This window comes from Fontibacillus forbon (assembly GCF_046559655.1).
Taxonomy (GTDB): domain Bacteria; phylum Bacillota; class Bacilli; order Paenibacillales; family Paenibacillaceae; genus Fontibacillus.
On record NZ_JBKGFV010000008.1, the window covers coordinates 14818 to 28929 of the forward strand.

At 51.9% G+C, this 14112-nt stretch carries 12 protein-coding genes; all 12 read right to left on the reverse strand.

Going from position 1 to position 14112, the window contains the following annotated elements:
* Positions 1–30: 30 nt before the first annotated feature.
* The 12 genes from nadA to ACLB09_RS23855 all read right to left on the reverse strand — a co-directional run bounded on the left by nadA (position 31) and on the right by ACLB09_RS23855 (position 13930).
* Positions 31–969, reverse strand: coding sequence for a quinolinate synthase NadA (nadA, locus tag ACLB09_RS23800; protein ID WP_410772325.1), 939 nt, complete (start codon positions 967–969; stop codon positions 31–33).
* A 623-nt stretch (positions 970–1592) separates the two neighbouring features.
* The gene (ftsH, locus tag ACLB09_RS23805) at positions 1593–3746 is read right to left on the reverse strand and encodes an ATP-dependent zinc metalloprotease FtsH (protein ID WP_410772326.1); all 2154 of its coding nucleotides are present in this window, start codon (positions 3744–3746) and stop codon (positions 1593–1595) included.
* 100 nt (positions 3747–3846) lie between these two features.
* Positions 3847–4386, reverse strand: coding sequence for a hypoxanthine phosphoribosyltransferase (gene hpt, locus ACLB09_RS23810; protein ID WP_410772327.1), 540 nt, complete (start codon positions 4384–4386; stop codon positions 3847–3849).
* Between the two features lie 60 nt (positions 4387–4446).
* The gene (gene tilS / locus ACLB09_RS23815; protein WP_410772381.1) at positions 4447–5889 is read right to left on the reverse strand and encodes a tRNA lysidine(34) synthetase TilS; all 1443 of its coding nucleotides are present in this window, start codon (positions 5887–5889) and stop codon (positions 4447–4449) included.
* Positions 5890–5951: 62 nt separating this feature from the next.
* Positions 5952–6890, reverse strand: a complete 939-nt coding sequence (locus ACLB09_RS23820) for a protein kinase domain-containing protein (protein WP_410772329.1) — start codon at positions 6888–6890, stop codon at positions 5952–5954.
* Positions 6874–7620: a vWA domain-containing protein gene (locus ACLB09_RS23825; protein ID WP_410772330.1), complete on the reverse strand. Its 747-nt coding sequence runs from the start codon at positions 7618–7620 to the stop codon at positions 6874–6876. Before ACLB09_RS23825 ends, ACLB09_RS23820 begins: the two co-directional genes overlap by 17 nt.
* Before the next feature lie 186 nt (positions 7621–7806).
* On the reverse strand, positions 7807–8256 hold the full coding sequence (locus ACLB09_RS23830) for a hypothetical protein (protein ID WP_410772331.1): 450 nt from the start codon (positions 8254–8256) through the stop codon (positions 7807–7809).
* Positions 8257–8281: 25 nt separating this feature from the next.
* Positions 8282–9250, reverse strand: coding sequence for an ABC transporter ATP-binding protein (locus ACLB09_RS23835; RefSeq protein WP_410772332.1), 969 nt, complete (start codon positions 9248–9250; stop codon positions 8282–8284).
* Positions 9243–10226, reverse strand: a complete 984-nt coding sequence (locus ACLB09_RS23840; protein ID WP_410772333.1) for an ABC transporter ATP-binding protein — start codon at positions 10224–10226, stop codon at positions 9243–9245. Before ACLB09_RS23840 ends, ACLB09_RS23835 begins: the two co-directional genes overlap by 8 nt.
* A 12-nt stretch (positions 10227–10238) precedes the next feature.
* Positions 10239–11165 carry an oligopeptide ABC transporter permease gene (gene opp4C / locus ACLB09_RS23845; protein WP_410772334.1) on the reverse strand — a complete coding sequence of 309 codons (927 nt, stop codon included), beginning with the start codon at positions 11163–11165 and terminating at the stop codon, positions 10239–10241.
* 11 nt (positions 11166–11176) lie between these two features.
* Positions 11177–12133 carry an ABC transporter permease gene (locus ACLB09_RS23850; RefSeq protein ID WP_410772335.1) on the reverse strand — a complete coding sequence of 319 codons (957 nt, stop codon included), beginning with the start codon at positions 12131–12133 and terminating at the stop codon, positions 11177–11179.
* Between the two features lie 48 nt (positions 12134–12181).
* Positions 12182–13930, reverse strand: a complete 1749-nt coding sequence (locus ACLB09_RS23855; RefSeq protein ID WP_410772336.1) for an ABC transporter substrate-binding protein — start codon at positions 13928–13930, stop codon at positions 12182–12184.
* Positions 13931–14112: the final 182 nt, after the last annotated feature.

Here is a 14112-nt window from a genome sequence, read left to right on the forward strand (position 1 = left end):
CGCCTGCCCTTGAACAGAGAGTAGCGCATGCTACTGAACTTGTAGCATGCGCTCTAGTGAGGTTCTGGCCTTATCGGCAATCGCAGGCGGCACGTAGATTTGCGGCTGCATCGTTTCCAGACATTTGACCAGTTTCTTCAGATTATTGACTTTCATATTCGGACAAACCAGAAACTTGGTAGCGAAATGGAACTCTTTCTCCGGGCTGTCTTTCCGGAGCTGGTAGCCGGTTCCGTCCTCCGTGCCGATGATAAACTGTTTAGCGGAGGAGTTCTTGCAGTAATCCAGAATCGCCGTCGTACTTCCTACAAAATCACCCATCGCCACCACTTCGGGCCGGCACTCCGGATGGACGACAAACTCGGCGTTAGGATATTTGGCCTTCATCTCGACCACGTCCTTTACCGTAAGCATATCGTGCGTATTGCAGTACCCTTCCCAAATAATCAGCTTCTTGTCCGTGTGCTGCTGGACGTAATGTCCCAGGTTTTTGTCAGGGACCCATATGATTTCGTCGGCATCCACCGAATTAATGACTTTTACCGCATTGGAGGATGTACAGCAAATATCCGTCTCCGCTTTGATTTCGGCCGAAGAATTGATATAAGTGACAACCTTGGCGTTAGGATGCTGCGCCTTCATTTTGCGTAAACCGTCCACATTGACCATGTCGGCCATCGGGCAACCAGCCCGTTCGTCCGGAATAAGCACCGTTTTATTCGGAGCTAGAATTTTCGCGCTTTCCCCCATAAAATGGACCCCGCAGAAAACGATCGTTTCCGCATCGGTCGAAGCCGCCTTTTGGGCAAGCAAAAACGAGTCGCCGCGAAAATCGGCCACCTCCTGAATTTCATCACGCTGATAATAATGAGCTAAAATAATGGCATTTCGTTCCTTCTTGAGCTGAACCAGCTTCTCCCGAAGTTCGCGGTTCATTTCCGCTTTCCGCTCCAGTGCTAGAGCTTCCACCTGACATCCTCCCCTGCATGCGCCCGCGGCCCGCCGCGCTCTTCTCTCTTGTCCGCATCCCGTTATATTGTGCAAAAATACGCATACTTCCCGGCAAAGTAACCAATTTCACACGGTGTGTTTAAGAACTAATTTACACAAGGGAATTGGGGCTGTCAATCGATCCCTGCCGGATAACTTCAAATTTGAACAAAAAAACCTCTGTCCGTGGCTCGAAAGCTTGCTCATATCCAATTGTACGGGCGCGACTCGATAACTTGATCACGATTAGCGCACGGCGCGATTCGGTAACTTGATCAAGATTAGCGCAAGGCGCGATTCGGTAACTTACTTACCTAGCTTTTCAGACGAAAATACTGCAAAAGTGCATCATTTAAACCTCAATATCAACCAAACGGGAAAAATTCCTGCAACTATACATCATTTTACGCTGTATAGATCATTCTCACTAAGAATAGGCAAAAGATAATGCATATTTGCAGCAATATCCTTATTCCAGCGAAAATTCCGGGGAAATACTGCATTTTTGCAGGATTTAAGCGTGAATGCATGGGGGCGGGGAGCGTCCAAAAAACAAAAAAATCCGGGAAACAAGTTTGTCTCCCGGATTTATATTGATTTCTTTACACTGTAGGCGTGTTGCCTCCGTGTCCGTTTCCTGGCCCGTTGCCATCCTTATCGCCTTGGTCCGGCGTTTGCGGCGCATCACTGACCGTACCTTCAGGTGAATCTACCGTAGGGTCGTTGGTGATGTCATTCGCGGAACTGCCAGGAACCTCGTTCGGGATATCCCCGGTAGGACCTGCAGGTGCCGGATCCTCGGTTTTCCCTTGGATGCGAACGCGTACGTCGCCGACGTTATCGACGATCGGCTCGCCTGGCTCGGAAGAGCTGCCACCGTCATTGCCGCTGTCATTTCCGGCTTCGCTCGGCTCAAGCAATTTACCGGTCTCAATCAATTGCTTGATTTGATCCAGCTCCAGTGTTTCCACCTCAAGCAGCGTTTCGGCGATGAGGCGTACTTCCGCAGCATGCTCGGTCAAGAGCTGCTTACAACGTTCATACGACTCGTTGATAAAGCGCTGCATTTCCTGATCGATCTCGTAAGCGATCTGGTCGCTGTAATTTTGTTCGTGTCCGATATCGCGGCCCAAGAACACTTGGCCTTGCGACGTGCCGAACTGCATCGGTCCGAGCTTCTCGCTCATCCCGTACTCGACGATCATGCTGCGCACGATGCTCGTCGCTTGCTGGAAGTCGCTGTACGCCCCGGTGCCGATTTCGCCGATGAACAGCTCCTCCGCCACGCGGCCGCCCAGCAATCCGGTCACCTTGTCGAGTAGTTCCTGCTTCGTCACCAGCATCCGGTCTTCCTTCGGCAGCATGATTACATATCCGCCGGCGCGGCCGCGCGGAATGATCGTAACCTTGTGCACCATATCGGCATGTTCCAGGAAGTAACCCACAATCGTATGGCCCGCTTCGTGGAATGCCACAATCCGCTTCTCGCGGTCGCTGATCACGCGGCTGCGTTTCTCAGTCCCGACGATTACGCGGTCAATCGCTTCATCTACCTCGCGCATGGAGATATCCTTGCGGTTACGGCGTGCGGCAAGGAGCGCCGCTTCGTTCAGCAGGTTTTCCAGATCGGCGCCGGTAAAGCCGGTCGTCCGTTTCGCGATGACGTCCAGGCGGACGTCTTTGGTCAGCGGCTTGTTGCGCGCATGCACTCTAAGTACCGCTTCGCGGCCCTTCACATCAGGACGGTCAACCGTGATTTGACGGTCAAAACGTCCCGGACGCAGCAAGGCCGGGTCAAGAATATCGGCACGGTTCGTCGCCGCGACGATAATGATTCCTTCATTGCCGCCGAAACCGTCCATCTCAACAAGCAACTGGTTGAGCGTCTGCTCGCGTTCGTCATGCCCGCCGCCGAGTCCGGCGCCGCGCTGACGGCCTACGGCATCGATTTCGTCAATGAAAATGATACATGGTGCGTTCTTCTTCGCATTCTCGAACAAATCCCGTACCCGGGAAGCACCGACACCGACGAACATTTCCACGAAGTCGGAACCCGAGATGCTGAAGAACGGTACGCCAGCTTCCCCGGCTACTGCACGGGCAAGCAATGTTTTACCGGTCCCCGGAGGACCCACGAGCAGAACCCCTTTAGGGATACGCGCTCCCACCGCGGCGAATTTCCGCGGGTCTTTCAGGAATTCAACGACTTCGACAAGCTCTTGCTTCTCTTCGTCCGCTCCGGCCACGTCCTCGAACGTAACCTTCTTCTTCTCCTCATTATAAAGGCGGGCCCGGCTCTTGCCGAAGTTCATCACTTTGCCGCCGCCGCCCTGGGCCTGATTAAACAGGAAGAAGAACAGAATGAACATGATCGCGAGCGGAACGATGGAGGTCAGGAAAGTCAGCCAGATGCTTTCTCCCTGCATCTTTTTCCAGGTCACGTCGAAATTGTTCTTTTCGCTGAGATCCGTAATTTCTTTGAGCACATTCTGGTCATAAGGGATATAGGCGGAGAAGTTCTTTGTTTTCGTCTTGCCGTCTCCAACTTCTACTCTATACTTACCGGTTACCAGATAGGCGTAACCGTCGAATTTCCCGGTTAATTCCTCGACGTTGTTCTCCTTCAATTGCTGCCGCAGTTCGGCATAACTTGGGTTGACGGTTGCCTCATTTCCGCTGTTGAGGAATTGGACGATGCCCACCACGACTAAGAAAAGTATCAAATAAAAACCAGAATTCCGGATGAACCGATTCATCCCCTACCTCCTCTCAAAACCTTAAGTTATTTTAACATAGCCGCTCACGCCTTTCAAAAAAACGGCGGAGTTGGCTCCGGTCTCTCAAGGACCGGCGAAATTAGCTTGTATATACTTCCGGTTTCAGCACTCCGACGAAGGGGAGGTTCCGGTACTTCTCGGCATAGTCCAGCCCGTAGCCGACAACGAATGCGTCGGGAATTACGAAGCCCGACAAATCCGCTTCCAGTTTAACGGTCCGGCGCGCCGGCTTGTCAAACAAGGTTACGATTTTGACGGAATTCACTTTCCGCCGTTCAAGCACATCAATCAGATAGCTCAAGGTAAGGCCGCTGTCGATAATATCTTCCACGATCAGGATGTCCCGGCCTTCGACAGAGGTGTCCAGATCCTTGATAATTTTCACTTCTCCCGAGGAACGGGTAGATGCCCCGTAGCTGGATACCGCCATGAAGTCGAGTTCCAGCGGTACGGTAATTTCTTTAACCAAATCCGCCATAAAAATAAAAGCGCCCTTCAGAATGCAAATGACCAAAGGATTACGGCCTTCATATTCAGCGCTCAACTGGCGGCCCAGTTCCGCAACTTTTTCCTGAATTTGTTCCCGGGTGATGAGAATTTCTTGAATGTCATTTAGCAAGATAAATAAACCTCCTACGTTATACTATGAATGCCTTCACTTGGTTAACCCCAAGGTCGGTTACTTACTTCCCGAATCCAGTGCCATGCGCACAACGGAAGACGTTTGTCGGCCAACCGCCGCAACCGATGAACGTCGAACTCCGGGAATCCATAATATCCGGTCTTTGGCGTCCGTCACCATTGGGATTTGGGAGCGAAGAGAGGGAGGTATTTTCTCATCGATGAAAATATCTTTCACCTTTTTGCTTCCATTTAGTCCCATAACTTTCATTCTGTCTCCCGGAAGCCGGGAACGCACAGTAAGCGGATAAACGAGCTCATCCGCATCAAACGCCGCCTCGTCGTTCCCGTCCGGCATAGACCCCGAAAGGCCGGCACCGGCTTCATAACGGGTAAAGCGCAAGGTTTGCCCCGTGTCCATAATAGACAGTTCCGCCGGAAAATGTTCCACAACATATGTATAATGAGGAATCTGACTTTCCGCTCGGGCAGGTAAAAACCGGATTGTATCGTATTCACGCAAGCAGCGGATTCCTCCGCCAAGATCGAGACTCCATGTGGTGGGCAGGTCCTGGACCACACCCTTCCGGATGGCTTCAATCTTGACAAAATCACTGTCATCCGTGCCCAAAGGCAGATAATTTAATATTAGTTTAATCAACCTCCGTTGTAAAGCGGCATGTAAAGAGGCGAAAGCTTGCGCACCAAAAACCGCTTCCCCGTCCTTCCATGTCACCATTTCAGCGTGAATCCGCCCGGTCTCCAGCGTCATATAATCGTCTTCTTCCCCGGCCACTTCGGCCAGGCGATTTAGCGAATCCGCCAACTGATCATTATATTGCCCCAAAAAAGGCAGTACATCCAGCCGGACAGCATTTCTTGCATACTTGGAGATTAAATTGGAGCTATCAACCACATATGGAATGCCGGATGCATCGCAAGCCGCTACCAGTTGATTCTTGTATATACGGAGTAACGGACGGATAAGTTCCACATTTTTTTCGTGCCGCTTCGGCTTCATGCCACCCAAACCCGTTAATCCGCTGCCGCGCATAATCCGCATCAGTACCGTCTCCGCTTGATCGTCGGCATGGTGAGCAAGGGCGATGGCGGATGCTCCGTGTTTGCCGGCTACGGCGTGCAGAAATTGATATCTTTTCTCCCGGGCGGCCAACTGCCCCCCTTTTCCGGATTCCTTCATATAACCGGGAATGTCAAAAACGCCGAGTTCAAACGGAATTTGAAGCTTATCTGCCAATTCCCGTACAAACTCGGCTTCCCCGTCGGATTCGATACCCCTGAACCCGTGATTGACATGAGCACATACCAGTTTCAAGCCCAGGTCTTGATCACGGGATATTTCATCTAATATATGCAGAAGCAGTACGGAGTCCGGGCCCCCGGAAACCGCCACTACGATACAATCTCCGGCTGACCACATCCCGTGATCGCGCGCGGTCCGGCGCACTTGTTCTAGCAAGCGGTGAAAATCCGGATTCATCATGCGCCTCTTCCTTTCCTTAATATAGAGGTTGTTCAGATATCGTCATTCAAAAGTCCATGTCAAAATCCGAGCGTCAAATAAAGAGCGCATCCCAGCAAGGTTAATGCCAGGGCGAATGCCCCCAGCATCCAGCGGGGAGTTTGGGATCTCGGCTTGCGCCGGCCCAGGGGAGCTATAACAAGCTCTTTCCAACATTGGCATGCCTCCGAGGTGTCGCGAAATTGCCCGGATACCGCCCGCTCCAGCCACCCCCGATAAGGCCCGAGAGCAGGCTCGCTCCGAATAATGGCCGTCAGGTCGCTAAAGCTCCGGGTCTGCGGCAATTGATTTGCCGCCCGCTTCAAGGGTTCTTCCGCAAGCAGGTGAACGCAGACAACCGCGAAAGAAAACCAGTCGTAGGACGGATCGGCCGTTCTTCCTCCGGCACCCCAAAATCCGCGGTCATACCATTCTGTAAACTGTTTTACGCTGCGTCCGATCCCGCTGACTCCCCCGTAATCGATTAGTTCCACTTCCCCATAAGGGGAGACCAATACATTTTCCGGCTTCAAATCGCCGAATACCCAGCCAGCCTCGTGAAGCTGTCGGAGTTGGCGCAATAAATGCAGGCCCGCGATGCTAAGCCATGCCCTGCCTCTCTTGGTAAGGAAAGAACGGAGCGGGTCCCCTTTAACATACCGCATGACATAGAAAGGAATCTCCCTTCCTTGGAGAGAGTAATCATCCACCTCCACCAGATAAGAAAGATCCCGTCCTGCCCCGCCGCGCCGGTGGCTCTGCCGCTGCAACGCCTTCAGCACATTGATTTCCGATTGTATATCCACCGTGTCGAAGCCCATTTTGAGCGCGTATAGCTTGGCGCTGTCCATCTGCTTCACCAAATATACGACCCCGTTCGCTCCCTGTCCGAGCAAGCGCTGAATCATATAGCGCCCGCCCCGCCAGCGGCCGTTCACGATCGTTCCCTGTGCCAGGGTCGATTTAGACGACGTAGTCACCGAGTATCCCTTCTCCTCTGCCTGTTTCCTCCGGCCAGTTCTTGGAATCATGTCCCTTCAGTGTACCATACTGGAAGAATTCCATCACCTTCAGGATCGCCGGACCGGTAGGAGTTGCCCCGCGCATGGTAAGCCTTTGAAAAATCGATCGCACGGTCCCAAGGTCCGTCGTCCAATCGAGATCAAGCACGGCATCCTCGCCGCTGTGCGGTCCGGGAAAATGAAAAACGGCCAACCGGCTGCTTCCCTTTCTGGCACCCAGGCTAAGCATCATATCGCGGATCGCCTCCTCAACGGCCGCCAGCTTCGGCTTCATGCTGGCACTCGCGTCGATTAACAGGGCAATTTCCAGAGAACTGGTCTCGCTTAACTCGTCGATCACCTCAACAACCTGGGAGCGCTTGTCCGGGGGTAAATCCTCCACGGAAGAATCACCCAAAATTTGTCTCAACTCTTTATTAACCGCGTGCTGAATCGTCTGAACCACGGTTTTCCGCGTCATCATCTGCATCGTCTGCGCCAGCTTCTGCGTTCCCGACAGGCGGCTCATTCCGCCTCCCGCCTTGGCGATTTCCGCGATCTCCAGACTGCCAAGCTCTCCGATCGTGCCGTAGTCGACGATCCCGACGACATTGATAATAATCCCTTCCTGCTTGGCCAAAGCCGCAGCCATCACCGGGTTCTCCCCTACATTGGAACAACCGTCCGTAATCAGCATGATTTGCTTCATATGAAATCCCCGCCTTCTTTCATCTATTTCCGCAAGACTCTCTTCTCTATCATTTCCAGTAAAGATAGGATTCAAACCTGAAACTTGGAAGAGTTGCTTGCTATAAATGAAGGGGAGCGATGAAAAATGGAGTGCTTTCCCCGAAGAGACGAGCACTCCATCCATACAGTCTTGCCTATATACAGGTCAATCCCCTTTTTGAAGCTCGATGCAGAATCCGATGTCCCCGGTAGACTCGTCTCTTTTCACATCGAAGAAACACCAATGCTCCGGGACTAAACTTCTAAGTAACTGATAATCCTGTGACATCAAGCTCAAGCCTTCAAAAGTGCTTCCGTCAAAACGATAATCCCGTACCAGTTGCAAAGAGAACCGGATCCGGAGCAAATTTTGAATCCCGCCCGCTGTAATAAAGTTGAATTGATAGCCTTCGAGAATGGCCGTCTTAAGCGTTCCGAAGTTTTCCCTCGCATACTCAAGAAAATCGCCCCAGTTCAGTTCCGGATCGACATGACTCTTTAATTCCTCGCCATTGCCCCGCTCGATGAACGAGACGACTTCAAGGTCGGAGTAACCTTTCGAGCGTATCAATTCCATCCGCAACGCAAACGGTTGCGGCAATTTGGCTTGTGCCAATTCTTCACCCCCATAAATCCGACGCTCACACTTCAAGATGGCAGGCCACGAAGTGGCCTCCGCCGACATCGCGGAATTCCGGCGTCTGCTCCTTGCACTGTGCCATGGCGAAGGGACACCGGGTATGAAATTTGCACCCGGAAGGCGGATTGGCCGGGCTCGGTATGTCTCCTTTCAAAATAATCCGCTCCCGTTTCAAACGGGGAATGGGCACCGGCACGGCCGATAACAGAGCCTTCGTATAAGGATGAAGCGGCCGGAGGAACATTTCATCGCGTGATGCCATTTCCACCATGCTTCCCAAATACATAACCCCAACCCGGGAACATAAATGTTCCACGACGCTTAAATCATGGGAAATGAACAGGTAAGTAAGTCCCGCGGTTTCCTGGAGCTTTCTGAACAGGTTGATGATTTGCGCCTGAATCGAAACGTCCAGCGCCGAAACCGGCTCATCGGCAATGATCAGGTCCGGATTCAGGATCAGCGCGCGGGCTATCCCGATTCGCTGCCGCTGGCCGCCGGAAAACTCATGCGGATACCGGTCGATATGATAGGAGGATAGCCCGCAGGAACCCAGCACCTCGGCCACCCGGTCACGGATTTCATCCTTTGGAACCAGGCCATGGTCCAGCAGGGCTTCGCCGATGGCGTCCCCCACCCGAATACGCGGGTTCAGCGAACTGTAGGGGTCTTGAAAGATCATTTGCATCTTCGGCCGCAGCTTCCGCAGTTCATGGTCATGAAGATCATACAGATTCGTGCCTTTAAATTTGATTTCTCCGTCGGTTTTGTCCGTCAGCCTGACGATCGTGCGGCCCACCGTACTTTTTCCGCTTCCCGACTCCCCGACGAGACCGAAGGTTTCGCCCGGCTGAATCGTAATGCTGATATCGTCCACGGCTTTGATTTGCCCGGTCGTCCGTTGCAACAATCCCGACTTGACCGGAAAATATTTCTTGAGATGGCTCACTTCAAGCAAAGGCTCAGACATGAATGGCGGCCTCCTTATACAACCAGCAAGCTACACTCTGGCCGCCCTCGATTTTGTCCAGACTCGGTTCCTTGGATCTGCAGACTTCCATGCAATGCTCGCAGCGTTCGTGAAAATAACAAGACGGCTGCAAATCAAGCAAGTTAGGCACTTGACCCGGGATCGAATACAGCGAATCCTGCCGCTGACCCAGCACGGGCTTCGATTTCAGCAAACCTTGGGTATAAGGATGCTTCGGGGATTCGAACAGCGCGGTCACTTCGCCTTGCTCCACGATTTTCCCGGCATACATCACGATGACGTAGTCGGCCATTTCGGCCACGACCCCGAGATCGTGCGTAATCAGCAGGATCGACATGCCGGATTCCGCTTTTATTTGCCTCATCGTATCCAGAATTTGTGCCTGGATCGTCACGTCCAGCGCCGTTGTCGGTTCGTCGGCGATAAGCAGCTTCGGATTGCAGGAGATCGCGATGGCGATCATCACCCTTTGCAGCATCCCCCCGCTAAGTTCATGGGGGTAGCTTTTTATAATTTGCTCCGGTCTTGAAATCCCCACCTGCTCTATCAGTTCTATCGCTCTTTTTCGCGCTTCCTTCTTGCTTAACTTCAAGTGTTCGACCAGCGGCTCCATCATTTGTTCGCCGATAGTGAGCACCGGGTTTAAGGAAGACATCGGTTCCTGAAAGATCATCGCGATCTCGTTTCCGCGAATGGCCCGAAGGTGATGGCGGTCCATCGACAGCAGGTCTTCTCCTTCAAAATGAATCTTTCCCCCGATTTCAATCCCGGTCGTTCCTTGAAGCAGGCCCATCACCGACAGGGCGGTCACGCTTTTTCCGCAACCCGATTCCCCGACGATGCAGACGGTTTCGCCCTGCAGCACGCGTAGGCTCACGTCGTCAACCGCCTTGATGGTCCCTTCTTCGGTATGAAAGTAAGTGTTAAGCTGATCTATTTCAAGTAAAGTCGACATATCCGTTGCCACCTATCTCTTCATTTTGGGATCCAAGACGTCGCGAAGACCGTCGCCGAATATATTGATCGCAATTACCGTCGCAAAAATAGAGACGCCCGGCGGAATCCACAACCAGGGATGCTGCTGGAAATCGATCATATTGTTCGCCGCATCGATCATATTCCCCCAAGTAGGCGTGGGAGGCATGACGCCCAACCCGAAAAAGCTGAGTACCGATTCGCTCAAAATGGCTCCGCCGATGTTCAGGGTAGCCATAACAATGATCAGGGGTACCAAATTGGGGATCAGGTGGTGAATCAGCTTGCGCCGGTCTCTTAGTCCAAGCACGACGGCAGCTTGCATAAACTCCCGCTCCCGGAGACTGAGCATTTGCCCGCGGACCATTCTGGCGAGACCCGGCCAATTGACCAGACTGAGCATCAGCATGACGATATACATCCGGTAATCCGTAGGCACTTTCCAGTCCGACAGCAAGGCTCCAAAAATAAACAACAGCGGCAAGCCCGGAATGGTTAGCAGCAGATCGGCGATCCGCATGATGACCTGATCCACGATCCCCCGGTAGTATCCGGCAACGGCACCCAGGAAAGTTCCGAGAAACACGGACAGCACCATGGAGGCAAGGCCGACGGTCAAGGAAATCCGACCGGCTTGCAACACCCGGGTCAGCACATCCCGTCCCAGCCTATCCGTCCCAAGCCAATGCTGCAGACTCGGAGCCCGGTTCATGGCGGCCATATTGATTTTATTGTCCGCGTAGGGAGAAAATACGGGGCCCAGGAAACAGATAACAAACATAAACACGACAACCACCAGTCCGGATACGGCCAGCTTGTTTTTTAACAAACGGCGAAAGGCCTGACTCCAAAGCGAAGGCTTTCGGGCCTTGCGCACCGATTTGCCCGCATCCGTTAGCGTTCTCTCGATAAATGCCATTTCGCGCCCCCCTAATGCAGCCTGACGCGAGGGTCGGCAATATGGTAAAGAAGATCGGATATCAAGGTGCCTATAACCGTTAAAATGGCGATAAGCATCGTAAAGCCCATCAACAAAGGATAATCACGAAGTGAAAAAGAGCTCATATAAAGCTGTCCGATGCCAGGCCAGTTAAAAATCTTCTCAATAATCAGAGATCCCCCGAACAAGGCGGGCAGTTCAAAGCCGACCAGCGTAATCGCCGGCAGCAACGCGTTCCGCAGCGCATGGGAGAATAACACTTTGCTTTCCTTCAGACCTTTGGCTCTCGCGGTGCGAATATAATCCTGTTTTATAACATCGATCATGTTCGTACGGAAGTATCGCGTAAGCGATCCGACTCCCAGAATCGTCATTACGATCACGGGCAAAGTCATATGATGGATGACTTCCTTCACGTAAGCCCAGCCTGTGGCATTGCTTCCCGTGGTTATCATTCCGCCCGGCGGCAGCCATTTCAAATCGACGGCCACGATTTTGATGAGAAATAAGCCGATGAAAAAGGAAGGCAGCGACATTGCGGCAAAAACAATCACCAGCACCAGCGTATCGAACCAGGAATACTGCTTGTAGGCGGAAACGACGCCGACGATGACCGCGATGAACCAGGTCAGAAACGTGGAGGCGGCCGCAAGCAGGAACGAATTCCATATGTAATCGTTAAACAAAGAAAGAACAGGCTTCTGTTGCGCAAGCGAATAACCGAAATCGCCTTGAAAGGCGTTTTTCATCCAGAGAGCATACCGTTCCAGCATCGGCTTGTTCAGACCGTAGATTTCCCTGAGTTCCGCTTTTCTTTCCGGTGTCAGCTTGATATTCCCGCTGATAAAATCCCCGGGAGTCAAAGCATACAAACAGAATATAAGCAGAGAGGCGGCCAGTAAGATCACCGCCATATAAATTAATCTTTTACTGATATATGTGCTCATGATCGGCTCCTTATAAAAGCCGTCCTCCGAGGAGGGACGGCTGTTTCTTTACTCCAAAGTCCAATTAGGCAAGCTGGAGGACAGTCCGTTGAACGGACTGACGGAGAGATTCTGAATCCGCCCGTTGTAGGCGTACACCGTCTTCTTGTAGCTCGTAAAAATAACGGGGAGTTCATCATTCAGCAATTGGAACAATTCCTTGTATACGGCTTTCCGCTGCTCTATGTCGCTGGTGGAGAGCGCCTTCTCATACAATTCCTTCACTTTCGGATTGTCGTATCCTTTAATTTCCCCGTCTACAAACTGGAGAACTCCGTCGGAAGGATCCGTCAGCATCGGTGTCGAGAACGAAGCAATATCATAGTCCCCGCCTTCTACCTTGGATACGAGTGCATTAAAATCCGCGAAAATTTCAGGTTGAAAATCGACGCCGATGGCATCGAAGTTTTCTTTGGCTACCGCGATGAAAATATCCGTTTGGGCGTTCTTGGAGCCCAGGAAGTGTATGGACAGCTTTTTGCCGTCTTTCTCGCGGATTCCGTCCGATCCCTTAGCCCAACCGGCGTCATCCAATAACTGATTCGCCTTCTCCGGGTCGTATTCGTAGGTGTTGATCCCGTCTTCCGTGTAAGCCCAAGAAATCGGCGACGATGGAACATTGGCCACCTGGCCGGCTCCCTGATTCGCATCCACGTAGATGCTTTGGCGATCCAGGCCGTAAGTCAGCGCCTGTCTTACTTCCTTCTCCTTCAACTGATCATGTTCGAGATTCAATTGCAGGTAACCGTAAGTGCTAGGCGTGTAAGGAAGAATGTTGACGAAGCCCATACTCTTTAACTTATCGATGTTTTCTGTCGTTGCACTGAAAGAGGCATAGTCTACTTCGCCGGTCTCCAGGTACTGCCAAACGTCGCCTTCGGAAGTCTTGTAAATAAAATGCTCGGTTTTCGGTTTGCCGGCGTAATAATTTTCGTTAGCCACATATCTTACTTCCTGGCCGGGGATAAACTTCTCCAGTACATAAGGGCCGTTGCCCACCGGCTTTTCATGCAATTTCTTGATATAGTCCAACTGGCCGAACTTGTAATCCTTGCCGTAATAAGCTTTGGACAAAATATCCCCGCCAAGAATAACAAGGGCCGTCGCATTCGGCTTTTCCAGCTTAGCCGTGATGGTCAGCGGGTCAACGACGGTAATTCCCGATATACTGTCGGCCTTGCCTTCTTTATAGGCTTCACCGCCTTCAATTTGGAGCGTCGGGAGCTGTCCGTCCCCGTCATAGGCCTTATCGTGCAGTAACGTCCAAGTAAACGCCACGTCATCGGCCGTCAGCGGAGAGCCGTCGCTGAATTTCAAATCTTTGCGCAGACGGAACGTATACGTAAGCTGATCCTCGGAGATCTCCCAGCTTTCCGCAAGCCCCGCAACCGGCAGGCCTTTATCGTCAACAGTTACCAGAGGAGTATATAACAAGGATGAGACATTGCCGTCATATCCGCTTTGATGAAAATAAGGGGTGAACGCTCCGCTCGGATCGGTCAATCCTACGATGATTGTATCCGTACGCTCTTTCGCCACATTCGGCAGCTTCGACAAATCGCTGGCCGTGATCAGTCCACCGGCATCTGCCGGGGTATTGCCGGCGTTTTCGGCCGCAGGCTGATTGCTCTCCGTAGGAGCGGCCTTCTCTCCGCCATTCTGGGCGGCGCCGTTCGTATTGCCGTTTCCGCAAGCGGACAACACCAGAGAACTAATTAATAACACTGCGGTTAGTACTGTGATCCCATTTTTTTTCAATTTCTTCACTCCAGTCTTTTTAATTCACATTAATTCCGATAAGATAACTATGTAATCCACATGACCATTATAGTTCCGTCATTCTGTTCTGTAAATAGAGAACTGTTTTATTTTTCTTTGTATGCAGAATTTATTATTGCAGAATAAAAAAGCCGGTTCCCGCATAACGCAATGCGTTGGAA

What these genes read in the sequence shown, in the direction of transcription:
- ACLB09_RS23825 (WP_410772330.1), bottom strand. Translation starts at nt 7,620, where the DNA reads ATGAAGCAAATCATGCTGATTACGGACGGTTGTTCCAATGTAGGGGAG.
- ACLB09_RS23850 (WP_410772335.1), bottom strand. Translation starts at nt 12,133, where the DNA reads ATGAGCACATATATCAGTAAAAGATTAATTTATATGGCGGTGATCTTA.
- ACLB09_RS23835 (WP_410772332.1), bottom strand. Translation starts at nt 9,250, where the DNA reads ATGTCTGAGCCTTTGCTTGAAGTGAGCCATCTCAAGAAATATTTTCCG.
- ftsH (WP_410772326.1), bottom strand. Translation starts at nt 3,746, where the DNA reads ATGAATCGGTTCATCCGGAATTCTGGTTTTTATTTGATACTTTTCTTA.
- tilS (WP_410772381.1), bottom strand. Translation starts at nt 5,889, where the DNA reads ATGAATCCGGATTTTCACCGCTTGCTAGAACAAGTGCGCCGGACCGCG.
- ACLB09_RS23840 (WP_410772333.1), bottom strand. Translation starts at nt 10,226, where the DNA reads ATGTCGACTTTACTTGAAATAGATCAGCTTAACACTTACTTTCATACC.
- opp4C (WP_410772334.1), bottom strand. Translation starts at nt 11,165, where the DNA reads ATGGCATTTATCGAGAGAACGCTAACGGATGCGGGCAAATCGGTGCGC.